25 protein-coding genes and 2 tRNA genes are annotated in these 23267 nt (G+C 39.3%); 13 read left to right on the top strand and 14 right to left on the bottom strand.

What is annotated here, in order from left to right; translation table 11 throughout:
* Positions 1 to 327: 327 nt before the first annotated feature.
* From PSH54_RS13610 to PSH54_RS13565, 10 genes are all read right to left on the bottom strand, one after another.
* A complete protein-coding gene (locus tag PSH54_RS13610) occupies positions 328 to 549 on the bottom strand; it encodes a DUF2835 domain-containing protein (RefSeq protein WP_024033528.1) in 222 nt (73 codons plus the stop codon).
* Positions 550 to 3144 carry an aminopeptidase N gene (pepN, locus tag PSH54_RS13605; RefSeq protein ID WP_273606343.1) on the bottom strand — a complete coding sequence of 865 codons (2595 nt, stop codon included), beginning with the start codon at positions 3142 to 3144 and terminating at the stop codon, positions 550 to 552.
* Positions 3145 to 3187: 43 nt separating this feature from the next.
* A complete protein-coding gene (nhaC, locus tag PSH54_RS13600; protein WP_171036153.1) occupies positions 3188 to 4648 on the bottom strand; it encodes a Na+/H+ antiporter NhaC in 1461 nt (486 codons plus the stop codon).
* A gap of 181 nt (positions 4649 to 4829) precedes the next feature.
* Entirely contained in the window at positions 4830 to 6854 is a 2025-nt protein-coding gene (gene prc / locus PSH54_RS13595) for a carboxy terminal-processing peptidase (protein ID WP_248442228.1), read from the bottom strand.
* A 26-nt stretch (positions 6855 to 6880) separates the two neighbouring features.
* Positions 6881 to 7519: an RNA chaperone ProQ gene (gene proQ, locus PSH54_RS13590; RefSeq protein ID WP_273606342.1), complete on the bottom strand. Its 639-nt coding sequence runs from the start codon at positions 7517 to 7519 to the stop codon at positions 6881 to 6883.
* 15 nt (positions 7520 to 7534) lie between these two features.
* The gene (locus PSH54_RS13585; RefSeq protein ID WP_004586713.1) at positions 7535 to 7813 is read right to left on the bottom strand and encodes a hypothetical protein; all 279 of its coding nucleotides are present in this window, start codon (positions 7811 to 7813) and stop codon (positions 7535 to 7537) included.
* Positions 7813 to 8271, bottom strand: a complete 459-nt coding sequence (locus PSH54_RS13580; protein ID WP_004586714.1) for a GAF domain-containing protein — start codon at positions 8269 to 8271, stop codon at positions 7813 to 7815. Before PSH54_RS13580 ends, PSH54_RS13585 begins: the two co-directional genes overlap by 1 nt.
* Before the next feature lie 128 nt (positions 8272 to 8399).
* Entirely contained in the window at positions 8400 to 8780 is a 381-nt protein-coding gene (locus PSH54_RS13575) for a hypothetical protein (protein ID WP_024033524.1), read from the bottom strand.
* Between the two features lie 733 nt (positions 8781 to 9513).
* A tRNA-Ser gene (locus PSH54_RS13570) sits at positions 9514 to 9604 on the bottom strand.
* 52 nt (positions 9605 to 9656) lie between these two features.
* Positions 9657 to 9747, bottom strand: a tRNA-Ser gene (locus PSH54_RS13565).
* 251 nt (positions 9748 to 9998) lie between these two features.
* Here PSH54_RS13565 and PSH54_RS13560 point away from each other — a divergent pair.
* From PSH54_RS13560 to PSH54_RS13530, 7 genes are read left to right on the top strand one after another with little or no spacing between them, the layout of a single operon-like run.
* Positions 9999 to 10664 (top strand): Bax inhibitor-1/YccA family protein, encoded by a 666-nt coding sequence (locus tag PSH54_RS13560; RefSeq protein ID WP_004586716.1) that lies wholly within the window; start codon positions 9999 to 10001, stop codon positions 10662 to 10664.
* Between the two features lie 55 nt (positions 10665 to 10719).
* A complete protein-coding gene (tusD, locus tag PSH54_RS13555) occupies positions 10720 to 11073 on the top strand; it encodes a sulfurtransferase complex subunit TusD (RefSeq protein WP_004586717.1) in 354 nt (117 codons plus the stop codon).
* On the top strand, positions 11070 to 11426 hold the full coding sequence (gene tusC / locus PSH54_RS13550) for a sulfurtransferase complex subunit TusC (RefSeq protein ID WP_121637549.1): 357 nt from the start codon (positions 11070 to 11072) through the stop codon (positions 11424 to 11426). The genes tusD and tusC overlap by 4 nt, the downstream gene beginning before the upstream one ends.
* Positions 11423 to 11689 (top strand): sulfurtransferase complex subunit TusB, encoded by a 267-nt coding sequence (gene tusB / locus PSH54_RS13545; protein WP_054982589.1) that lies wholly within the window; start codon positions 11423 to 11425, stop codon positions 11687 to 11689. Before tusC ends, tusB begins: the two co-directional genes overlap by 4 nt.
* A gap of 3 nt (positions 11690 to 11692) precedes the next feature.
* A complete protein-coding gene (locus tag PSH54_RS13540) occupies positions 11693 to 12022 on the top strand; it encodes a TusE/DsrC/DsvC family sulfur relay protein (RefSeq protein ID WP_273606341.1) in 330 nt (109 codons plus the stop codon).
* Positions 12022 to 12708: a pseudouridine synthase gene (locus PSH54_RS13535; protein WP_273606340.1), complete on the top strand. Its 687-nt coding sequence runs from the start codon at positions 12022 to 12024 to the stop codon at positions 12706 to 12708. The genes PSH54_RS13540 and PSH54_RS13535 overlap by 1 nt, the downstream gene beginning before the upstream one ends.
* The gene (locus PSH54_RS13530) at positions 12701 to 13144 is read left to right on the top strand and encodes an NUDIX domain-containing protein (RefSeq protein ID WP_273606339.1); all 444 of its coding nucleotides are present in this window, start codon (positions 12701 to 12703) and stop codon (positions 13142 to 13144) included. The genes PSH54_RS13535 and PSH54_RS13530 overlap by 8 nt, the downstream gene beginning before the upstream one ends.
* 54 nt (positions 13145 to 13198) lie before the next feature.
* Here PSH54_RS13530 and PSH54_RS13525 read toward each other — a convergent pair whose 3' ends face one another.
* Positions 13199 to 14467 carry a sensor domain-containing diguanylate cyclase gene (locus PSH54_RS13525; protein WP_273606338.1) on the bottom strand — a complete coding sequence of 423 codons (1269 nt, stop codon included), beginning with the start codon at positions 14465 to 14467 and terminating at the stop codon, positions 13199 to 13201.
* A 338-nt stretch (positions 14468 to 14805) separates the two neighbouring features.
* Between PSH54_RS13525 and mnmA the strand changes: the two genes are divergently transcribed.
* From mnmA to PSH54_RS13500, 5 genes are all read left to right on the top strand, one after another.
* Positions 14806 to 15906: a tRNA 2-thiouridine(34) synthase MnmA gene (mnmA, locus tag PSH54_RS13520; RefSeq protein ID WP_273606337.1), complete on the top strand. Its 1101-nt coding sequence runs from the start codon at positions 14806 to 14808 to the stop codon at positions 15904 to 15906.
* A complete protein-coding gene (hflD, locus tag PSH54_RS13515; protein WP_004586725.1) occupies positions 15906 to 16508 on the top strand; it encodes a high frequency lysogenization protein HflD in 603 nt (200 codons plus the stop codon). The genes mnmA and hflD overlap by 1 nt, the downstream gene beginning before the upstream one ends.
* A gap of 32 nt (positions 16509 to 16540) precedes the next feature.
* Complete coding sequence (gene purB, locus PSH54_RS13510; RefSeq protein WP_024033516.1) at positions 16541 to 17911, top strand: adenylosuccinate lyase; 1371 nt, start codon at positions 16541 to 16543, stop codon at positions 17909 to 17911.
* Between the two features lie 77 nt (positions 17912 to 17988).
* Positions 17989 to 19134 (top strand): cupin domain-containing protein, encoded by a 1146-nt coding sequence (locus PSH54_RS13505; protein ID WP_264389426.1) that lies wholly within the window; start codon positions 17989 to 17991, stop codon positions 19132 to 19134.
* Between the two features lie 9 nt (positions 19135 to 19143).
* Complete coding sequence (locus tag PSH54_RS13500) at positions 19144 to 19602, top strand: GNAT family N-acetyltransferase (protein ID WP_024033514.1); 459 nt, start codon at positions 19144 to 19146, stop codon at positions 19600 to 19602.
* Between the two features lie 46 nt (positions 19603 to 19648).
* On the opposite strand, the gene PSH54_RS13495 is transcribed toward PSH54_RS13500, so the two are convergent.
* Together PSH54_RS13495 and PSH54_RS13490 are read right to left on the bottom strand one after the other, a co-directional pair.
* Positions 19649 to 20095: a DUF4826 family protein gene (locus PSH54_RS13495; protein WP_264389425.1), complete on the bottom strand. Its 447-nt coding sequence runs from the start codon at positions 20093 to 20095 to the stop codon at positions 19649 to 19651.
* Positions 20096 to 20237: 142 nt separating this feature from the next.
* On the bottom strand, positions 20238 to 21641 hold the full coding sequence (locus PSH54_RS13490) for a M28 family peptidase (protein ID WP_024033512.1): 1404 nt from the start codon (positions 21639 to 21641) through the stop codon (positions 20238 to 20240).
* A gap of 228 nt (positions 21642 to 21869) precedes the next feature.
* Here PSH54_RS13490 and PSH54_RS13485 point away from each other — a divergent pair, with 228 nt between their 5' ends.
* Positions 21870 to 22667 (top strand): hypothetical protein, encoded by a 798-nt coding sequence (locus tag PSH54_RS13485; protein ID WP_055253751.1) that lies wholly within the window; start codon positions 21870 to 21872, stop codon positions 22665 to 22667.
* 1 nt (position 22668) lies between these two features.
* On the opposite strand, the gene PSH54_RS13480 is transcribed toward PSH54_RS13485, so the two are convergent.
* Positions 22669 to 23073: a GFA family protein gene (locus PSH54_RS13480; RefSeq protein WP_055253754.1), complete on the bottom strand. Its 405-nt coding sequence runs from the start codon at positions 23071 to 23073 to the stop codon at positions 22669 to 22671.
* Positions 23074 to 23267 lie beyond the last annotated feature (194 nt).

Genomic DNA, 23267 nt, shown 5'->3' with positions numbered 1-23267 from the left:
GCTGCAGATAAACCTAAGCTTGCGGCTGCTAAACCTATAGCTATTTTGTTTTTAACAAAAAGCGATCTTCTTATCATTGTGTATCCCCCCTGTCGTGGGTAATTATGTGTGATCAAGTTATTGTTTTTAGTGTAATCTTAACGATAGAAGCGATTATAAAAAATTACAAATGGTCGCGTTCAATCAATTATTATATTTTTTGAGCTGACGTTTACGTATTGGTAAGACGTCATACCAGATAATTTATACACGTAAATTAACAATAGAACAAATTGAAATTAACAAAAAGATAATATTTTTATGTATCTATAACATAAAAACAGCAGGTTAGGCGATACGTTCGAGGCGAATAAATTTATTCTCGGGGGTAAGTAAAAGTCTAAAACGCCCTCTTATTCCTATAGATGAAATGTAAGGGCGTAAGTGCGAGGCGGCAAAGCGTATTGTTTTACCGTTATCCTCAACCACTTGTACTGAGCTAAAACGACCATGGTAGTAGTCCATGCATTTGTTATAGCTCAGGTGTAAAGAGAAGTAATACTCAATCATTTAATTAAGCGCTTTTTCAACCTTTTCAAATAAATCAGCACTTAATCCTTCAAGGTTTGCTAAGCGTTGCAACTGTGCTTTCATTGCTTGAGCACGGGTTGTGTCAAAGCGTTTCCACGACATGAAAGGCGTTAACATTCTAGAGGCATTTTGCGGATTTATCGCGTTTAGCTTAATAAGTAAATCACCTAATAATGCGTAGCCTTCACCATCTTTTCGGTGAAATTGTGCGGTATTAAAATGACTAAAGCTACCCACTAATGCGCGTACACGATTTGGGTTTGAAAAATCAAAGCTAGGATGCGCGTACAACGCTTTTATATTCTCAATAGCATCATCACCAGATTGCATAGCCTGTAGTGCAAACCATTTGTCCATAACTAAAACATCATGACGCCACTGGCTATCAAAGTGATCTAACAACGTTGTTCTTAATGGGTGTGATGCTTTTACTACCGCACTTAATGAGGCTAAAACATTGGTCATATTCGGTGAATCTGCCGATTTTTTAATAAAGCGGTCAACTTGCTCAGAAGGTATTTTAGCTAAGTAATGTAAACAAACACCTTTAAGCGCTCTTATAGCCACTGCATCTGGATTTATACTGCCATCATCTACTAACGAACTGTAACAATGTAAAAGCTCATCAGATAATTGCTCGGCAATCTGTTGCTCAAACAATCTTGTGATTGTAATGATTTCGTCAACAGGAATTATGTCAAACTCAGCGGCAAACGTGTCAAAGCTTGGCAGTTTTATAAGCTCTGCTACCAGTGCTAAATCGCCACTTTGTGCGCTTATTAACACACGTAGTGCATTAATAACGTTTTCACTTAATGTTGCATGTTCAGGTGCGTTGACTGCTTGCTTAACTGCATTAATAAATAACTGCTGCTGCGCATCCCAACGCGAAAAATCGCTGCGCGCATAACGCATAATATGCAGTAAATCAGGTTCTGAATTTTGCTGGCTTAAAATACAGGGCGCTGAAAAATCTTCAAGTAGTACAGCCACTGGGCGAGCAGGTATTTGATCAAAGTAAAACGTTTGCGTTGGCGCAGTTACGTTAAGCACGTGGTCGCGTTTTTCACCGTGATAAGTAAGTGCAATACTTTGCCCATTTTCATCTAATAATTCGATGGCAAATGGAATGTGAAGGCTCTTATTATCTGGCTGATTTAGCGGAGCTGATTGCTCAATTGTTAAAGTATAAAGTTGCTTATCGTGATCATAGTGCTGTGTTGCATTTAATCGTGGTGTACCTGATTGGCTATACCAACGCTTAAATTGCGTTAAATCTATGCCTGAAGCATCACTCATTGCAGCAACAAAATCATCACAGGTAACCGCTTGACCATCATGGCGTTCAAAGTAAAGCTGCATCCCTTTTTGAAAGTTAACCTCACCTAACAGGGTGTGCATCATTCTGATAACTTCAGCCCCTTTATCGTACACCGTTACGGTATAAAAGTTATTCATTTCGATAACTTTTTCAGGGCGAATTGGGTGCGCCATTGGTCCCGCATCTTCACTAAACTGATGTGTGCGCATTACTTTAACAGCATCAATGCGGTTAAGTGCGCGTGAGCCTAAATCGCTACTAAATTCTTGGTCTCTAAATACTGTGAGCCCTTCTTTTAACGATAGCTGAAACCAGTCTCTACAGGTAACACGGTTTCCCGTCCAGTTATGAAAATACTCATGACCAACAATCGACTCTATCGTGTGATAATCTTTATCGGTGGCGGTTTCTTGGTTAGCCAATACGCATTTACTATTAAATACATTTAGCCCTTTATTTTCCATTGCTCCCATATTGAAAAAATCTACGGCAACAATCATGTAAATATCTAAGTCGTATTCTAGGTTAAAGCGTGTTTCATCCCAATCCATGGCTTTTTTTAATGAGTTAATTGCATGTGGTGTTTTCGATAAATTGCCTTTATCAACAAATAAAGCAAGCTCAATTTCGCGCCCACTTTTTGTTGTGTAGGTGTCTTTTAGTACATCAAAATCACCCGCTACTAATGCAAATAAGTAACTTGGCTTTTTAAATGGGTCTTGCCATTTAGCAAAATGGCGGCCATCAGCTGTTTCACCACTGTCAATTTGGTTACCATTTGACAGTAAATGCTTAAAGCTTTTATCAGCAATAATCGTCACATCGTATGTGCTTAATACGTCAGGGCGGTCTAAAAAGTAGGTTATTTTTCTAAAACCTTGCGCTTCACATTGCGTGCAATATGCTCCACCAGATAAATACAAGCCTTCTAAAGAGGTATTTGTATCAGGAGAAATTTCTGTAACAATTTTAAGCTGGCATGTGTGAGGTAAATCATTAATGATTAGGTGCTCACCTTCAATCTTATAATTAGTATAAGCAATATTGTCTACTTGCAGCTCCACTAATTGTAAGTCTATGCCATCTAACACAAGCGCTGAATTTTGATTTGTTGTTCTTTTAAGTGTTAGTAGCGCCGTCACTTTTGTATTTAGTGGTTGTAAGTCAAAAGTGAGTTCAGTGTGCTCTATAGAAAAATTAGGCGCAGTGTAGTCTTTTAAGTATTGCGCTTTTGGCTTTGCTGAAACAGTCATAGTTACTCCAACTAAAGCTCCTTAAAAAAGGAGCTATTTAGATTTAAGCAGGTTGCTTGGGTTCAATGCGTAAAATTTTAATGCCTACGTACGCATAAATAATGGCTAAGAAAGGGTTAATTAAATTAAAGAAAGCATACAAGGCATAGTCAAATGGGTTTATTAATAAAACGCTTTGCATGTACGCACCACAGGTATTCCACGGAATTAACGGGCTTGTTATTGTGCCGCCATCTTCTAAAGTACGCGATAAATTAACGGGCTTTAAGCCACGCTTTTTATATTCTTCTTTAAACATACGACCTGGCACTACAATAGCAATGTATTGATCAGCCGCTATTAAGTTGGTGCCCACACAAGTAGCAATGGTTGATGTAATAAGCGAGCCCGTGCTTTTTGCAATTTTTAAAATGCTCTTAACAAAAATATCTAATAAACCGGTTTTTTCCATAATGGCACCAAACATAAGAGCTGTCATGATCAGCCATGTTGTAGTTAACATCCCTGCCATACCGCCACCACTGAGCAATGAATCCATTTTGTCATCACCCGTGTCGATGCTAAAACCATCGAAAAAAGTTGTCCAAATAATTTTAAAATAACCAACCAACTCACCCTGAGAAAGGTCAATTTGTGTCGCAATTAAATCAGACTGAAACAACATTGCCCACACAGCACCAATTACAGCGCCAATTGAAATAGCCGGAAACGCTGGCATTTTTTTAATAGCTAAAACTAGCAGCACAATTAATGGAATTAACATTTCAAAGCCTATATTAAAGTTCTGCTCTAAAATCGCTGTTATTTCGTCAATCCTGCCGGCTTCGTTAGAAGCCGTTGCATTAAAGCCCATAAATATAAAAATGATTAATGCAATGACAAAGCTAGGAACAGTAGTCCATAACATGTGGTGAATATGTTCAAATAAATCAGCTCCAACAACAGCCGGTGCTAAGTTAGTAGTTTCAGAAAGCGGGCTGAGTTTGTCACCAAAGTAAGCTCCCGAAATAACCGCCCCTGCCGTCACAGTTTGATCAAGCCCTAACCCGGTGGCCACCCCTAAAAGCGCCACACCTATGGTGGCAGCTGTGGTCCAAGAGCTACCTATACTCATTGCAACAATGCCACAAATTAAGCAGCTTGCGGCGTAAAACCAGCTTGGGTTAATAACCTGTAAGCCATAATAAATGAGCGTTGGCACGGTACCCGACAACAGCCAAGTACCAATTAAGGCACCCACCATTAATAAAATTAAAATAGCCCCCAATGATAAGGTAATACCTTCAATCATGGCTTCTTCAAGCTTTTTCCACGTATAGCCATTTTTTAGCCCTATTAATGCCGCAGCAAAGGTGGCAAATAATAACGCTATTTGGTTAGGACCTGATGACGAGTTATCGCCAAATAAATATACCGCTGCGCCTAAAAGGCAAATTAAAACAGTGATAGGAACAAGTGCATCAAAAAACGAGGCGGGTTTAATCGGTTTTTCTAAAGGCTTCAAAATAGTGACTCCTGCACACCACAAATCGTGGCGTGGTTATTTATTATTTTTAGCGTATCAGTGCTTTTTTTAAGCCACAGTAATGTAACTCAATTTAGTAATTCGCGATTATAGCAATTTAGCGAAATTTAGGTAACAAAAAAGGCGCAAAAAGCGCCTTTTAAACGGGGTAAACACGTGTTTATTTTTTAGCGATACGGCCAAAGTTAATGTAATCTTGAGTGATCAGTGCTGCCTCTTCTAAGAAAGGGTCAAGCTCTTCAATCACCTCAGGTACATCATCTAGGTTTTCTATTGGCTCCTTACCTAAACGCTTTAAACGCTCATTAGTGCGCGCTAGAGTACGTGCTTCATTTTCATCTTTTTCTTTAATACGATCTGCTTCAACTAAAGAAATAGTTTTGCGGTCTTTCTCTTCATTGTAACGGGCAATATCATCAAATACGTAACCAAACTCTGGCTCTGACTTAATACGTACTTCGTGCTGTTTTTCAAGATAAGTGATTACAGGCGTTAAATTACCCTGCCTATTATACTTAGCTCGTACTATGCTATCCCACGGCAATGCATTATCTTGCTTGCTCTCGCCCCACTCTGCTGGGTCTATCGCAGAAGGAAATGAAATATCAGGAATAACCCCTTTATGCTGAGTACTGCCGCCGTTTATACGGTAAAACTTAGCAATAGTGTATTGTACGCTACCTAAGTCATTGTCGTATAAATCGTACGCACGACCTAAGCCTTTGTGCTGCTGAACCGTTCCCTTACCAAAGGTTTGCTCGCCTATAATTACTGCGCGGCCATAGTCTTGCATTGCGGCGGCAAAAATTTCAGAGGCTGAAGCACTATAACGGTCAACTAAAACAGTTAATGGGCCATCGTAGTAGGTAATTCCGTCACGGTCTTTTTGCTCTTCAATACGGTTATTTAATGTATGAATTTGTACAACCGGACCTTGGTCAAAAAACAAGCCTGATAGCTGTGTGGCTTCATATAATGATCCACCGCCATTTTGGCGCAAATCAATAATAATACCGTCTACGTTTTCTTCTTTAAGTTTAGCTAATTCAACTTTAACGTCTTTTGAAAGATTGTTGTAAAAGCCTGGGATCTCAATAACACCAATTTTTGAAGTTAAATTTGAATAACTGGCTTCAAATACTTCAGATTTAGCAGCCCTATCTTCTAAGCGAATTTTATCACGGGTGATTTCAACTACTTTAGGCGTGCCATGTGCATCAGAGCCTTTAAGATACTGTAAACGTACCTTAGTGCCTTTAGGGCCTTTGATTAAATCAACTACATCATCTAAACGCCAGCCAATAACATCAACAAACTCTTTTTGATCTTGGGCAACACCAATAATTTTGTCGTCAGCTTTTAGCTGCTCTGTTTTATCGGCAGGTCCACCTGGTACTAAGCTGCGAATAACGGTGTAATCTTCATCTGGGCTTAAAACGGCGCCAATGCCTTCAAGCTCTAGGTCCATATCCATTTTAAATTGTTCTGCGCGGCGCGGCGATAAGTACGACGTATGCGCCTCAATGCTTCGCGCTAGCGAGTTCATTACAATTTGAAATGCATCTTCTGAATTTGTTTGAACTAAACGTTTTTGTGCATTTTTATAACGCTTAGTAAGGACCTCTTTGATCCCTTCCCAATCTTTGCCTGTCATTTTTAAACGTAAGGCATCGTATTTAACGCGTTCACGCCAAATTTCATCAAGCTCAGCTTGCGATGCTGGCCATGCTGAATCTTCACGGTCAAAAAAGTATTCATCGTCTTTATCAAACGTCATTTCTTTATCTAGTAATGATAAAGAGTAATCATAACGTTCAAAACGGCGCTTTAAGCTTAAGTTAAAAATATCAAACGTAAAGCCAAGCTTACCGGTGGTAATCGCATTATCAAAATCGTTGCGGTATTTTTCAAACGCAGCAATGTCGCTTGCTAAAAACACACTTTTATTAAAATCAAGGGATTCGATATAACGATCGTACACTTTGCTAGAAAGCCCATCGTTAAATCGAACCGGTGTATAGTGTGAACGAGCAAATAAGTTAGCCACTCGTTTGCTGGCAGTGCCATGTTGACTTTCTTGTTTAAGTACAGGCAAGTCTTCAAGTTTTGCCGCTTCTACGGAAGCGAATAAAGAACCCGAAAACAGGGCAGCAACTAACGGAATGAGCGTAAACTTTTTACTCATACACAACTCCTTAATTTATTTACAACTTAAATAATGTATAAGCTGTCAGCTTTGGTTTTAACTTGCATGCCAGTTACTAATTCAACATGAACTTCGTCTTTGTTTACTTCAGTAATTACCGCATTTACAAGTGCTTGGCCAAGTTTAACCTTAACCTTGTTATTAACCTTGACCTCACTTGCAGGTAAAGGTTCAACTTTTCCTGAACGTTTAGCAGGGGCTGCTTTAGCTAGTTTGTTAGCTTGTGCATTGTTTTTGCTAGCGTGGGCTGGTTTTTTCTTGAAAGATTTAGAATCTGAATCTTGGCGTGGACGCTGTTGTTTTTTGCGTTTTGCCATTTTAGCACGGCTTTCTTCTAGTGCTTTTTGAGCGTGGTCAATGTGCTCTTGCTCAACTTTTTCACCTTGATTGCCATCAAGATCAATACGAAACTCTGACTTTGTCACAGCTTCTAAATAACGCCAGTTAGACGTGTATTTTCTAAGCGCTTGACGTACTTGAGTCTTACTTACTTTTTCAGACCCTTCGATACGCTCGGCAATATCTTTAAAAATACCGACTTTAAGCGGTTTAATACCGTCTTTTTGTTTAAAACATTGTGGAAATTCTTGATAAAGAAATTCCAGCACTTCATTAATATCTTTTAGCTTGTTTGTGGTTTCCATTTTAGAACCTATTTTTCACATCTTTTCATCAAGGGACGAGTCAACGTAGTGTATTACCCAGTCGATTAACTCTTCGAAGTCGGCTTCAAGTACAGCCAAATCACCTCGAAGGTGTTCCCAAATACCATTTATTATTTCATCGATTGATTCACAATCTAAATCATCTGGAAGTTTATCCCAGGCTATGTGAATCAAATCATTGAGCGTTTCCGCTACATGTTCTTCTTCCCCTTCCCAATCGCCTACATCTTGTACTGCGAATAGGTAGTCTTGAACATTTAGCAAGTCTTTCATTATAAGCTTGCCTCTAAGCATTTAACTAATGCTTCAAGACCTGCTTGGTCATCAGTATCAAATCGACCAATAGTTGGGCTATCGATATCAAGAACAGCAACTATTTTATCATTTTTCATGATAGGTACAACAATCTCAGAGTTAGACGCTGCATCGCAGGCTATGTGGCCATCAAACGCATGTACATCTTCGATTAGTTGAGTTTCTAACGTTGCTGCAGCCGTACCACACACCCCTTTACCAACAGGGATACGAATACACGCTGGATTACCTTGAAAAGGCCCAAGCACTAATTCACTTGGCGAATCCATAAAGTAAAAGCCCGCCCAATTTACATCTTCTAATGAGGTAAATAATAGCGCACTTACGTTAGCCATATTAGCAATGACATTAGATTCACCAGCAATTAGTGATTCAGTTTGCTTAACTAATGACTGGTAAAAATCGTGCTTTTGCATACCAAACTACTTCTTATTAAACAGACAGTAGCTAAAGGTACTCTTTGTCGTGAAAAATTGAAACCTTTTACAGGCAAAAAAACAGAAATAGCGCAGTTTTTCAGCACGCTTGATTAATATTTCTGCAATTATTTTTTTGATGTTTTACGCAGGCCAAATAAAAATAGTCCTGCGGCAAAAGCGGCCATTACACTATTAATTAAAAATATCTCGCCTGTTGTAGCACTGAGTAAATAACTAAATATTGCGCCACCGAGCAGCCCAAGAGTCAGTACACCTGAATAATTCACTTTTGCATACTTAAACATAAGCAAATAACCCGGTACGACAAAAGCGGCCATAGTCAGTCCAACAATATGTGCGTTCGCGATTGCACTCATCAGTAGTTGTAAAAAAATGGTAACCGCATCGCCATTCATAGTGAGCCCATAATAAAGGCCAAGTAAACTACCAACAATCACAGGGGATAATAAAGAAAGCGCGACACTTTTGGCTAGTTGATGTTTCATATAAGTTCCTAAATACACACTACAAACATTATCTTAAGCATGCACCAAGTTCTTAAGGTTAGAAACAGAGACTATGGTCGTAATTTATGATGGGAAAACAAGCACTCTTTAAACTGCTGTAACTAGGCATTTTAATTTTATAAAAATATACCATAGCGTTTATAGCAAAGGTATTTAACCCCCTTTGAAAGGTGTGATAATTTGAAGATTTAATTTATGTTGGGCTGTTTAGTGAATGGTTTAATAAATGGTTTTGCTAACAAAAAACAAACACGCATTGTGCTGTCAGCCCACACTTACTTTGCGCTGCTTAGTCGCCTATAAGACTAAGTTCACTACCTTATAGGCGCTATCGTCAATAAACCTAACCTTTAGATTGCAATATTAAATACGTCGTAGGTATACAGCACAGCAAAGCTGCAAAAGTGACGATGTATCGTTAATTGTGCCAAAAGGTTGAAATACAAATAAAACAAACAACGTTACCAACGAGAGCATCATTGCACGATAAACAATAAGTTTTCTTGAAGGTAAATCATCCTTGAGCCACAACATACTATTTTAATTACCAATTTTAAAATCTAAAAAATAAAAGTAGCAAATTAATATGTTATTAATCTATTAATAGCGGCTAATAGCAAACCGAAATGGGGAAATAAGCGAGGAAACCTAAGGTGGCCTGATAATAAAGCGTAAAAACAAAAAAGCCCGCTAAAAGCGGGCTTAAATATAATGGTGGAGAGATAGGGATTTGAACCCTAGATGGGCTACAAACCCATGCCGGTTTTCAAGACCGGTGCATTCGACCACTCTGCCATCTCTCCGAAAGTGCTATAAATTACAAGTAAGAGTGTACTCATAATTATTGTAATAAGGTGGTGGAGAGATAGGGATTTGAACCCTAGATAGGCTACAAACCTATGCCGGTTTTCAAGACCGGTGCATTCGACCACTCTGCCATCTCTCCGCACGGCCTGCATAATAGGGAAACCCATTGGCTTTGTGAAGCTTTTTTTTAAAAAAATTGTTTAAGTGCTTAAAAAACAATTAATTTGTTTAAAGATAAAACAAATAATTTCTTTTTGATGCTTTAATGAACTTTAATTAAAAAATAACACTCTATTGATCTACAAAGGTTTGCCCAAACATATAAGAGTTGGTAATCTAATTTTAGTTAAATTATCGAAACAAACATGTTTCACTTAAAGGAGCTCTACAATGGCATTTAATCATTCGTACAATACCGCTAAACCGGTAATGTCGACCATTGAAACAAACAAGGTACTTAAAAACACCTATTTCTTACTGGCCATGACATTAGCATTTAGTGCTGTTACGGCGGGTATTTCAATGGCATTACAATTACCTTACTTTATGGGAATTGTGTTCACACTGGTTTCGTTTGGTTTATTATTTGTTGTAAACAAAAAAGCAGACTCAGCCTCAGGCGTGTTTTGGGTGTTTGCTTTTACAGGCTGTATGGGCGCAGGCCTTGGCCCACTACTTAACTATTATGCAGCTATGCCTAATGGCCCTATGCTTATTATGCAGGCGCTTGGTTCTACTGCATTAATATTTTTTGGTCTATCGGCTTATGCATTAAACACTAAAAAAGACTTCTCATTTATGGGTGGTTTTTTAACAGTAGGCTTACTAGTGGTTATTGTTGCAAGCATAGTTAACATCTTCATTGGCAGCTCGCTAATGTTTATGGTGCTTAACGCTGCTGTAGTGTTAATTATGTCTGGCTTAATCTTATTTGATACTAGCCGTATTATTAATGGCGGCGAAACTAACTACATTCGCGCGACGGTCGCTCTATACTTAAACGTATATAACCTATTTACTTCTTTACTGCACCTTCTTGGCGCAAGTGATGACTAATTAAATAGTTCTGTTAAAATAGCCCCTTTATTGGGGCTTTTTTATTGGAATTGTTTTGGCGCGATTTGTTCTTTCTTTACATACTCCTCCTTCAGATCATGACTCAACGCAACGTATTATAAAGTTTGCGAATGCATGTTTAGCACAAGGCCACACCATAGATGCGATATTTTTGTATCAAAATGGGATTTATCACGCGTCAGCTCACTTTGAGCTAGCCTCTGACGAACTGCAAATTCCTACGCAATGGCAACAACTTGCAGATAAAAACGTCAACTTAATGCTATGTATTACTGCAGCAGAAAAACGTGGCTTAAACACAAGCCAAACAGGTGTGTTTACTGTAGCCGGGCTTGCAGAATTTGCCATGCTAGCGAGTGATGCAGATAAATGGATACAGTTTAAATGAAAAACGTTTTAGTAATGAGCCAATCCAGCCCCTTTGATGAGCTTAATACCCGCGATGCCCTAGACATGGCACTAATATTTGCCGCAGTTGATCAAAATATTAGCTGGCTATTTAGCGGCCCTGCAGTGCTTGCTTTAAAACATAATCAATCAACACAGCAACTTGGTGTAAAAGATTTTTTTAAAAACATCAAAACGCTTGAAATCTATGAAGTAGAAAACATATATGTATGTGAAAAATCGTTACTTGATTATAACTTAAACAAATCTCAATTAATTATTGATTCAACCAGCCTCAATTACACTGAGCAACAGCAGCTGATAGGCCAGCAAGATTTTGTGGTGAACCTATGAGTACATTACACATTTTTTCAAAGCCACTGGCTTATTACGACTCTACTCAGCTTGAAAACTTAATTAAAGACACTGATAAAGTACTCCTTGTTGGTGATGCCTGTTATGCCGCTAAGCAGTATTTTCAATTAAACGATTCGCTATTGTTGCTTTTAGAGGATGCGCAGGCACGCGCAGTTAAACTAAGCCCAGGCCAAACACTTATTAATTACGATGAGTTTGTTGCCCTTACTCTATCTACTAACCAATCTATTACCTGGTAATCCATGCTTGAATTTAATAATCAACAAATCGACACTGATAAACAAGGCTACTTGCTAGATTACACCTTGTGGACAAAAGAGTTAGCCCCCATTATCGCCGAGCAAGAAAACATTATCTTGAGTGAACAACACTGGGAAGTGATTAATTTTGTGCGCAATTTTTACTTAGAATATAACACCAGCCCAGCAATAAGAATGCTTGTTAAAGCCATGGCTAAATCCCTTGGTGAGGACAAAGGCAATAGTATTTATTTGTATAAATTATTTCCCAAGGGGCCTGCAAAACAAGCCACAAAAATAGCCGGCTTACCCAAGCCCGCTAGGTGTATTTAATGGCGAACAAACCAATGCATAATCGCGCAAGTAAAAGTACCACTAAACGAACCACGGGTAGAACTTACTCACGCAGTGCGCTCACTAAAAAAAATACAACTTCGCGTGAAATTAAACCCGCTATAGCGCCTAAAGATAGAAAAATTGTTTTATTTAACAAGCCTTACGATGTGCTTTGCCAATTTACAGACGATGCCAATAGAAAAACCTTGGCTGAATTTATTCCCATTAAAGATGTATACGCTGCAGGCAGACTCGACCGTGACAGTGAAGGCTTGTTACTTTTAACAAACTGCGGAAAGCTTCAAAATACCCTTACCGCACCGAATAAAAAAACCAATAAAACCTATTGGGTGCAAGTTGAAGGCGAGCCTAGCGCAGAGGCCATTAATGCCCTGTGTAAAGGTGTTGAATTAAAAGATGGGATGACCTTACCCGCAAACGTAAAAATTATTGACGAGCCAAAACTTTGGCCTCGCGTGCCGCCGGTAAGAAAGCGAAAGTCGATTCCTACAACGTGGTTAAGTATTACAATTAATGAAGGACGTAATAGGCAAGTTCGCCGTATGACCGCCCATGTTGGGCACCCTACATTAAGGCTTATTCGCTACAGTATTGGCAATTACACGCTAGATGGCATAAACAGCGCACAGTACAGTGTTATAAAAGGTGAGGTAAATGCATAAACCCCATGTAACGGTTGCTGCTGTAGTAAAAAAAGGAGAGCATTTTTTACTGGTAAAAGAGCGAGATAAATTTACTTCTAATATTTGTTATAACCAACCTGCTGGCCATTTAGAAGTAAACGAAACACTGGCTCAAGCAGCCAGTAGAGAGCTTTTTGAAGAAACAGGTTTGTCCCTAACGCCCACTGGTTTAATCGGTATTTATAACTTACATGCGGCTAATGGGGTGCATTACTTACGCTTTTGTTTTATGTTTGATGGCACTCAAATCACCACTGAGCCCTGCCCAAAAGATGCAGATATAATTAGTGCCAACTGGCACAGTTTAGAAGACATAAAAGTACTGCCTCTAAGAAGCCATTTAGTTTTAAAATGTATTGAAGACAGCCTAAACCGCCCTATTCAAGACGTAGACTTTATTTACGACGATAATTAAACATCTGCGCTTTATATAATTCTCAAAACTATATAAATAGTCCAAGGCTATAAATTAACTTAATGCTAAACAATTTCGTCCTTGCCTTTTTGAATAATAAAGTGCGCTGTCGGCGGCCTTAATAAACTCTTTTTGATCGCAACTATCATCTTTATTAATTGCGTGAATACCCATGCTCAGGGTTAAGTAACCGGTAAAGCTGTCTTCATGAGGGATGTGCAGCTCTTCAATTGCCTTTTGAATATGCTCAGCAATAAATAAGGCCCCTTGTTTATCGGTTTGAGGCAGCAATACAACAAATTCTTCTCCGCCATAACGCGCCACAAAGTCCTCGGTGCGGCTTACCGTGCACGCTATTGCTTGCGCCACGTTATACAAACATAAATCACCTTCAACATGCCCGTAGCGGTCGTTAAAGAGTTTAAAGTGATCAATATCGATTAATATAATCGCCAAATCGTCACCACACTCAACGGCTTTTTCAAACTCTTTACTTAGCTTTTCATCAAAACGACGTCTATTTGCTATTTGTGTTAGCGAATCTAAAAATGCCATGTCGCGTAAAATATTTTGATCTTCTAAACGCTTGGTCGCATCATTAAATACAGCAATATATTCTTCGCCCAAATTGATTCCAGATACTTCCATGGTAATTGTATTACCGTTTTTACAAGTAACATGGTAATCATTCGCGGGGATGTCTTGTCCTGTTTCATTGCCAATTTCTAACGCCGATTGCCACGTTTTTTTCACGGACTCTCGATAGTGAGGATCTGGGTATGCATTAACCCACCACTGCTCTAAGTTAGGTAAGTCATCAACGGTATAACCAAATACATCTATAAAGCGCTGATTAACTCTAATAATATCACCGGTTTTAGCACACACATTAGAGATAGGCATTGGCAAAATAGTAAATAAATGGGCGTAGTGGCTCATCTCGTGGCGCTTCATAGGATGATGCATTTTTTTAGATAGGAAACTGTATGGCACATCTTCTTTTTCGTGAGAAAGCGAATGCTCCATAGTTAATACAAAGTACCACTCGTTCCACCATTTTTGTGTTGCTTCAATTAACGCCACTTCAGATTGGTTAATTAAATCTAAAGATGCGGTAACTGAATCAAAAATAGCATTAACGGGGCTAGTCTGTTGAGAGTCTACGGGTACGCTGTGTTTAAATATTTCATGAAAAAGTTTGTAGGCAGATTGCTTAAACTCACTCGTCGGGTTTTCAAGTAACTGCTTTACATGAAAGCTTGAGTTAGTCGTATAAAACGTAATTAGGGTCGTAAGTTTTTTTACCTGAAAGGCGTAATTCATATATTCATTCCGTTGAAAATATTAAGGCAATAAAATGCAAATTTAATACAAAAATCTTGCCTGTTCCTTAATTGTACAACAAACACAAGGTAATACAGACGCTATTATTATGCGCTCAGACAATAATGGCACCGAAATATCTTTTTACAATGGCTTATTTAAATTTTTCATCATTTTTTATGTTAAATGCGTTTCAGTCTTATTTGCTATTTATTATATGAATAAAATAACTACAAAATCGTGTGTTTGCGCCACTCCTCCCTTTAAGCAAAAACAAAATGCGTGCTATAATCGCGGCCTTTCCAAGTTAACAGCAATCTGTATAAGCGAAATTATTCATGAGCGAAAATAGTCACATTAAAGTCATCGTTGGTATGTCCGGCGGTGTTGATTCTTCTGTATCTGCATATTTATTACAACAACAGGGCTACCAAGTAGAAGGCCTGTTTATGAAGAACTGGGAAGAAGACGACAATGACGAATACTGTGCAGCCGCTGAAGATTTAAAAGATGCACAAGCAGTGTGTGACAAATTAGGCATCGAGCTTCATACCGTTAACTTTGCAGCCGAATACTGGGACAACGTTTTTGAGTACTTTTTAGAAGAGTACAAAGCGGGCCGTACGCCAAACCCAGATATTATGTGTAACAAAGAAATTAAATTTAAAGCATTTTTAGAATTTGCAGCACAAGCACTTAGCGCCGATTATATTGCAACAGGCCATTATGTTCGTCGTGAACTACGAGACGACAAATACGTTATGTGCCGAGGCTTAGACGATAACAAAGATCAAAGCTATTTCTTATATACCTTAAGCCATGAACACATAGGCCAAACTCTTTTCCCAGTAGGCGATATAGCTAAACCAGACGTACGCCGTATTGCAGAAAAGCAAGACTTAATCACCCATGACAAAAAAGACAGCACCGGTATTTGTTTTATTGGTGAGCGTAAATTTAAAGACTTTTTACAAAAGTTTTTACCTGCTCAACCTGGCGTGATTGAAGATACTGACGGCAACAACGTAGGTGAGCACGAAGGGCTTATGTATCATACACTTGGCCAGCGTAAAGGCTTGTTAATTGGTGGCATGAAAGAAGGCTCTGGCGAGCCATGGTACGTTGTAGATAAAGACGTTGAGCGCAATGTGCTCGTTGTCGGACAAGGTAAAGACCACCCTCGCCTATACAGCAATGGCCTAAACGCCAATCAATTACATTGGGTAGACCGTGTTGGTCCTCAAGGTACAACGCGCTGCACCGTTAAAACCCGTTACCGCCAAGAAGATATTAATTGTACCCTTCTCGTTGGGGAAGATGGTATGGCACGCGTATTGTTTGATGAACCACAAAAAGCCGTTACACCGGGTCAATCAGCTGTATTTTATGCCGATGATGTGTGTTTAGGTGGCGGTATTATAGATTCGGTGATTAAGTAATGAATCAACACCAAGTCATGGCGCTTGCCGCCATGTGCCAAGTGGCTAAACAAGTACAAAAAATCGCGCAATACGGCAGCGCAAACGATTCAGACTTAGACGTGCTATTTACAAGTATTGTACAAACATCACCCGCATCCCCGGTTGATGTTTACCAAGGTACGCATAACTTGCGCGACGGCTATAAAACATTAATGGCGCAGCTTACTGCTGGCGCTCAAAAAGATGTGGAAATAGTTAAGTACGTAGGTGGTTTAATGCAGCTTGAACGTATTTTAAATAACGAGCCAAAAAGCTTAGCTGAACTTGGCCGTCGTATCGACGACATTCATCGTCGCTTAGATCACTTTGCTATAACCGATGACACAGTAGTTGCCGGTTTAGCAGATATATACTCGTCGGTGCTGAGCCCCCTTGGGCACCGAATTCAGGTTTATGGTAAACCCGAGTTATTAAAACAGCAGCAAACGCAAAATAAAATTCGTGCCCTTTTATTAGCAGGAATTCGCAGTGCTGTATTATGGCGACAAATGGGCGGTAAACGCCGTCACTTTTTCTTTGCAAAAAGAAAAATTCTCGCTATTGCAAAAACAAACATTTAATTATCGTTCAAAACTAAAATTTAGGAGTTATTATGGAGCTTTCAGCGTTAACCGCTATCTCTCCAGTGGATGGTCGCTACGGCAGCAAAACCACTGAACTACGCAGTATTTTCAGCGAATTTGGCTTAATCAAATACCGCGTAACCGTTGAAGTGCGTTGGTTGCAAGCCTTAGCTGCAGCAAGCGATATTAAAGAAGTACCTGCATTTAGCGAACAAGCCAATGCACTTTTAAATGCCATAGTTGATAACTTCAGCGAAGCAGACGCACAGCGTGTTAAAGACATTGAACGCACCACAAACCACGATGTTAAAGCGGTAGAATATTTACTAAAAGAAAAAGTAGCCGATAACAGCGAAATTAACGCTATTAACGAGTTCATCCATTTTGCCTGTACATCAGAAGATATTAATAACCTATCTCATGGTTTAATGCTAAGCGAAGCTCGTGATAATGTGCTCCTTCCATACTGCGACCAACTACTTAACGCTATAAAAGAAAAAGCCATTGAGTACAAAGCAGTACCTATGATGACGCGTACCCACGGCCAACCAGCTACGCCTTCAACAATGGGTAAAGAGTTTGCTAACGTATACATGCGTTTAAAACGCCAGCGCGACCAAATCGCACAGGTAGAAATGCTAGGTAAAATTAACGGTGCTGTAGGTAACTACAATGCTCATCTGAGTGCTTACCCAGATTACGATTGGCATACCCACGCAAGCAACTTTGTAACTAGCCTTGGTTTAACCTTTAACCCGTTCACTACACAAATAGAGCCGCATGACTACATTGCCGAGCTATTTGATGCTATTGCTCGCTTTAACACTATTTTACTTGATTTTGATCGTGACGTTTGGGGTTACATTGCCCTTAACCACTTTAAGCAAAAAACCATTGCTGGCGAAATCGGCTCTTCAACAATGCCGCATAAAGTAAACCCTATCGACTTTGAAAACTCAGAAGGTAACCTAGGTTTAGCAAATGCTATATTTGCTCACCTTGCACAAAAACTGCCAGTTTCTCGTTGGCAGCGTGACCTTACCGACTCAACCGTTTTACGTAACTTAGGTGTGGGTATGGGCTACACGCTTATTGCGTATCAATCTACACTTAAAGGCGTAAGCAAGCTTGAAGTAAATGAGCAACGTTTACTTGATGAGCTTGATCAAAACTGGGAATTACTTGCTGAGCCAATTCAAACGGTTATGCGTAAATACGGTATTGAAAAACCATACGAAAAACTTAAAGATTTAACGCGTGGTAAACGTGTAAATCAAGAGATAATGGCCGACTTTATCGATGGTTTAGACCTGCCAGAGCACGCTAAAGTAGAAATGAAAAAACTAACACCTGCCAACTACATTGGCCGCGCTGTTGAGTTTATTGACGATTTAGTTTAAATACTAAATTGCGCATATAAAAAGCGAAAGGATAATCCCTTTCGCTTTTTTTGTACTAAAAATTATAGGCCAACTCTATGTACCAATTAAAAATAAACAACCTCTGTGAGCAAGAATTTTTAAACCAATACTGGCAAAAAAAACCGCTATTAATTAAACAAGGCTTTACAGACTTTCAAGACCCAATAGAGGCAGAAGAGCTTGCCGGTCTTGCTATGGAAGAAAGTATAGAGTCGCGAATTGTTACCAACCACAATAACGATTGGCAAGCATACCAAGGCCCATTTGAAGACTTTGAAAAATTAACTGAGCAACACGCTACTTTATTGGTACAAGCGGTTGATCATTGGCATAGCGATGCAGCACAACTGCTTCGCCCATTTAGGTTTATACCTAACTGGCGAATAGATGATTTAATGATCAGCTACTCAACCCCTAAAGGTGGCGTAGGTCCGCACCTAGATCAGTACGATGTATTTATTATACAAGGCGAGGGTAAGCGTCATTGGCGTGTTGGCTTGCCTGATCCAACACTTAAACAATTTGCGCAAAATAAAAAACTACTGCAAGTTGAGCAATTTGAAGCCGTTATAGATTGTATTTTAGAGCCCGGCGATATTTTATACATACCACCTGGGTGCCCTCACGAAGGTTATGCAATAGAAAACGCCCTTAACTACTCGGTTGGATTTAGAGCGCCTAATCAACAAGACTTATTTTCTAGTTTTGCCGATCATGTTATTGATACCGACAGCGGCCAAAAACGCTATACCGATCATACTTTAGCCCTTAGGGACTCTAAAGGTGAGCTTTTACAGAGCGAAACCGATAAAGTTAAAACCCTTATGCAAGCGCTACTTAATAACGATGAGCTATTTAAGCATTGGCTTGGTAATACCTTAAGCCAAGCCAAGCACGAAATGGACTTAGCACCGCTTGAAGAGCCTATAACCTGCGAGCAAATGAGTGAGTTAATAGCAAACAATGCAGAAGAATTTGAGCGTTTAGGCGGCGTACGTGCTATCTATCAGCAGCTAGAAGACACCCTATTATTAAGTATTAATGGCGAAAACTACCCGTTGCCACTTTGCGACTTAAATGCCGTTACACTATTAACAGATCATGATTATGTTAATACCGACGATTTAAACGCAGCGCAGCCTAGCCTAGTTTTTATTCAAACCTTTACTACACTAGTTAATGAGGGGATGTGGTTTAATTAGAGGTGCGCTATGGGCTATCAAATTAATAAGGTCGAGTGGGATAGGCAAAAAGACCAGCTACAACAAATACGTGAAAAAGTATTTGTATATGAGTTACACATACCCAAACGAATAGAATTTGATAGCCAAGACAAACTAGCACACCATGTGCTAGTTACTCACAACAGTAACGCACCCGTAGCCACAGGTAGGCTGTGTACAGATGGCTTAATAGGCCGAATAGCCGTTTTACCCGCACACCGTAATCGCCACGTTTATACTTCATTACTTACTTTTATTGTTAATCTTGCCGCTAACGATGGCCACCAAGTTATTAGTATTAATTGTATTTTAAACGAAGTTGAACGCTTTAGACGAAACGGCTTTATACAACAAGGCGGTGTTTTTATGGAAGCAGGTATACCTAGGCAGCGAATGCAATGCCAAGTGTCTGAGTTTGTCACTAAACCATTTACATTAGTACATTAAAAAAGGGCCGTTAATAGCCCTTTTTTACGTTTATACAAGCAATACCTTATTTGGGTTCATTAGCCCAAAGTTGCTCGTTTTCATGCATTTCGTATAAGCCGTGTGCACGGTTTATAAGTAAGTTAGCAAAGTCGACCTGGGTTTTATCTCGTGCGCCAGCACTCATTATTTGATCTGCTTTTAACTGCCATTGTAATGAAAAATAACGCATAGCATCGCGCGCATCTTTTGCTGCACTTACTTCTGCATGATCAGTGGGTAAGCGCCCTGTTATTACCCAGTAGCTCTTGCCGTTTTGCGCTTTAAATTTCCACATAGCACACAATGGTGCTAAAAAGCGGCTGTCTTTGTCTATTACTGATTTAGGCATAATGCCTTTTTCTGCTAAGTATTTTTGGGCGTTTTGAAAACACTCGCGTTGCCAAGCAACCCGTTGTTGCTCTATTTGTGCTTGCTCTTGCGCTGTTAATGGTTTTTTTTCTTCTTGCTGCATTTTATTAACCCTTACTGCTTTTTTTCTACACTCTAAGTGCATAACAAATAAGGTGCAAGCATAAAACACCTGCTTTGCACCTTAAATACACCATTTGATTTGTTTTTAATCACAATTGCACTTAAGCAATAATAAATCGCTGTTATTTTATATTGTGATCAAACGAGCCTACATCACCTGGGAACACCACTGGCGATTCAATCCCGTCTTTGCTTATCGCTGCAACACCAAAATAGTAATTATCTATAACAACGTTTTTAAGTGTAGCTTTACTTACATTGCCCACATCTTGACTAAATTGCCATTGTGGCTCACTGGTATAGCGCCAATAAATACGATAACCGGCAATATTATCATCATCAGAACTTTGCCACGAAAGCGTAGTGTCAGCCTTAACCGCGCCTTCAATTTTTACCTGCTTAGGAGGAGCTGGCGCCCAAGCCATTGAAGCCATTGTTACTGCGTTCAATGATGTAAGCTTTGCTGTGTAGTCAAAATCAACGCCATCTATGGTATCGCCATAAACCACACCATTTTCTGTACGTAAATCTTGATGTTGTCGGTCGTAATGCTCATTAGTTTCCATAATTCTGACTGCTGCAAAACCTGCATCGTTAAACGGTCTATGGTGCCCGCCCCGGCCAAATCTATCTAACCTGTAAACTAACATTGTATCTAAATTTGGAATGTACCTATCGGCAATTGTATCTATATAGCGCGCTAAATTACGACTCGCCGAATCGACTTCACCACCTGTAAAACGGCGCGTTCTTGCTTGTTGTTTCGTTTCTACTACACGCGTGCCTTCTGAGAAAATACGAGCTGTTGTATTGTCGGTAACGCCATTAATACCGGTAATATTGCCAATCATGTCGTTATTTAAAACGCCATGTACTTGCCAATTGTGCTCTTGCGCATACGCTGTGAGTATTTTACCGCCAAATAAACCCTGCTCTTCGCCCGACAACGCTGCATACACTACTGAGCCATTAAATTTATGCTTGCTTAGTACACGTGCAGCTTCAATAACCCCTGCCACGCCTGAAGCGTTATCATTAGCACCCGGTGAATCACTGGTAAAGTCCATTACATCGCTCACCCGCGAATCAATATCACCCGACATAATAACCATTCGGTTTGGCTCAGTACTACCACGCTGAATGGCCACTATATTCACTACTTCAACAGGATTAGGAATTCGTTTTTCACCTGATATAGTGTCTTTAACTTCAATAACTTCTAGGCAACCACCACATTGCGCTGATATTTTTTCAAACTCTTTTTTAATCCAGCGCCGTGCAGCACCTATGCCCCGTGTATCTGACTTAGTTTCAGAAAGCGTATGGCGGGTACCAAAATCCACCAGCGTTTGTATGTCGCTCCCAATACGCTTAGCTGATACCTGCGCTGCAATATCATGTAGCTTTTGTTGTTCTTCATATTTTATGCTGGCATGAGCGTGTGCTGATAATCCTGCCGTACAAGCAAAGGCTAACGTACTCAATTTAATAAGTTTAGTTGTAATAGAAAAAGGGGTTTTGCGCATTATAAGCTCCTTATTTTTTACCTTACCATTACTCAACAACCTATTTAGTGCAACTATTTTGAGTTAAAGCTTTATACAAGTAAGCTCAACTGTAAAAATTAGCCACACATAAGTACTCCCCTCTTTTAAGTAACCAAGCGTATTACAAACCTTGTTACATAAATACGCTATATACATAGCGTGTTTTCGTGGCAAACTAATGGGGTGTTTTATTTGTATTTGTAACCTATGCGCCAGCTTAAAGCCGACACTGTCTCTGCTAATTTAATTGCCACTAGTAACAACCAATATGGGCCTATTTGTGTTTATCAAAATACGGCCTATCGCTGGTTAACACTTGCCCAAAATGCACAAAGCGATATCACTATTCAAGGGGTGATGAGCCTTAATAAGAATGAGCAATTACTGATTGCGGTTAATCAATGTATGCTGTTATTTTTACTTAAAACAGCTGAGCCACTACGGGTTTTAAATTTAGGCTTAGGTACTGCGGGCATTGAGCGAGCCATTCATTATTTACATAACAAAACGGCTTATATAAATAACTTAGCTGTGTTTGACAGTGTAGAAATAAACCCCGCGATGATAAGCGTTGCTAAGCACCATTTTAACTTGCCCGCTAATCATACAGTGCACTTACAAAATGCAGAGCTGTTTGTTGCAACGTGCACGCGCACATACAATGTCATTACAATTGATATTTTTAGTGGCGATGTACATCAAGACTTTTTATCTAACAGCGTATTTTGGCAAAACATACGTTGCTGCAGCGGGCTAAATGCGCAAATTATTATAAATTTAAACCCTAAAACAGGAAAAGAGCTCCAAGCTTTACTCGTCCTGTTTAGGCAACATTTTAGCTGTATTGCCCTTATAGAGTTTAACGAATACAAAAATATTGTCGTGATGCTTTCTCAGCAAAGCTTAGTGCACATTAATAAAGAAGAAATAGCCCATTCGCCATTATTTAAAACGTGGGCGCCCACCCTTCACAGCGACATAAACAGCATTTATCACATAGAGTAATTTAGCGACCTGGTTCGTGTTTTTCATAGCACGGCAAATGTGTTTCCAATTGCTCCCAATTGGCTTTAGAGGTAACAAAATTATGCGATATTACCTGTTCAGTAATATCGTCATCTATCAACCCTAGGCGTATTCGCAAGCGAGATTTATCCTCTGCATTAGCACTGTAAATAGGTGAGCCACATGTTTTACAAAAAAAGCGCGCACGCCCAGGTTTGAAATTAAATTCAGTTAAATTATCTTCACCTTTGGTAAGTGTAAATTCGTGAGTGTTTACAAAACCATTCGTGGCAAAAGCAGTTCCGCTGTTTTTTCTGCATAGTGAGCAGTGACAATGAATAATTTGAGAAATAGCCCCTTTAATTTCAACACTTACCGCTTTACATAAGCACGTTCCAGTATACATATAATCCCTTTTATTATTTTTAATTGCGTGTTGTTAGGTATTTTACGCGTTTAAAATATAAACGTCAGTAGAATAGATAAAACACAATATTGGTTGACTAATTTACACCAAATTGGTTATATAAATTTTAAGTTTGAAAAATTAAAAGTCATATATTGGTTTACCAATTTATATACTTATACTTACATTAGTAA

This window comes from Pseudoalteromonas sp. Angola-30 (genome assembly GCF_028599215.1).
GTDB classification, from domain to species: Bacteria; Pseudomonadota; Gammaproteobacteria; order Enterobacterales; family Alteromonadaceae; genus Pseudoalteromonas; species Pseudoalteromonas atlantica.
The sequence above is the reverse complement of the archived record's forward strand: the minus strand, read 5'-3'. Positions and strand labels throughout refer to the sequence as shown.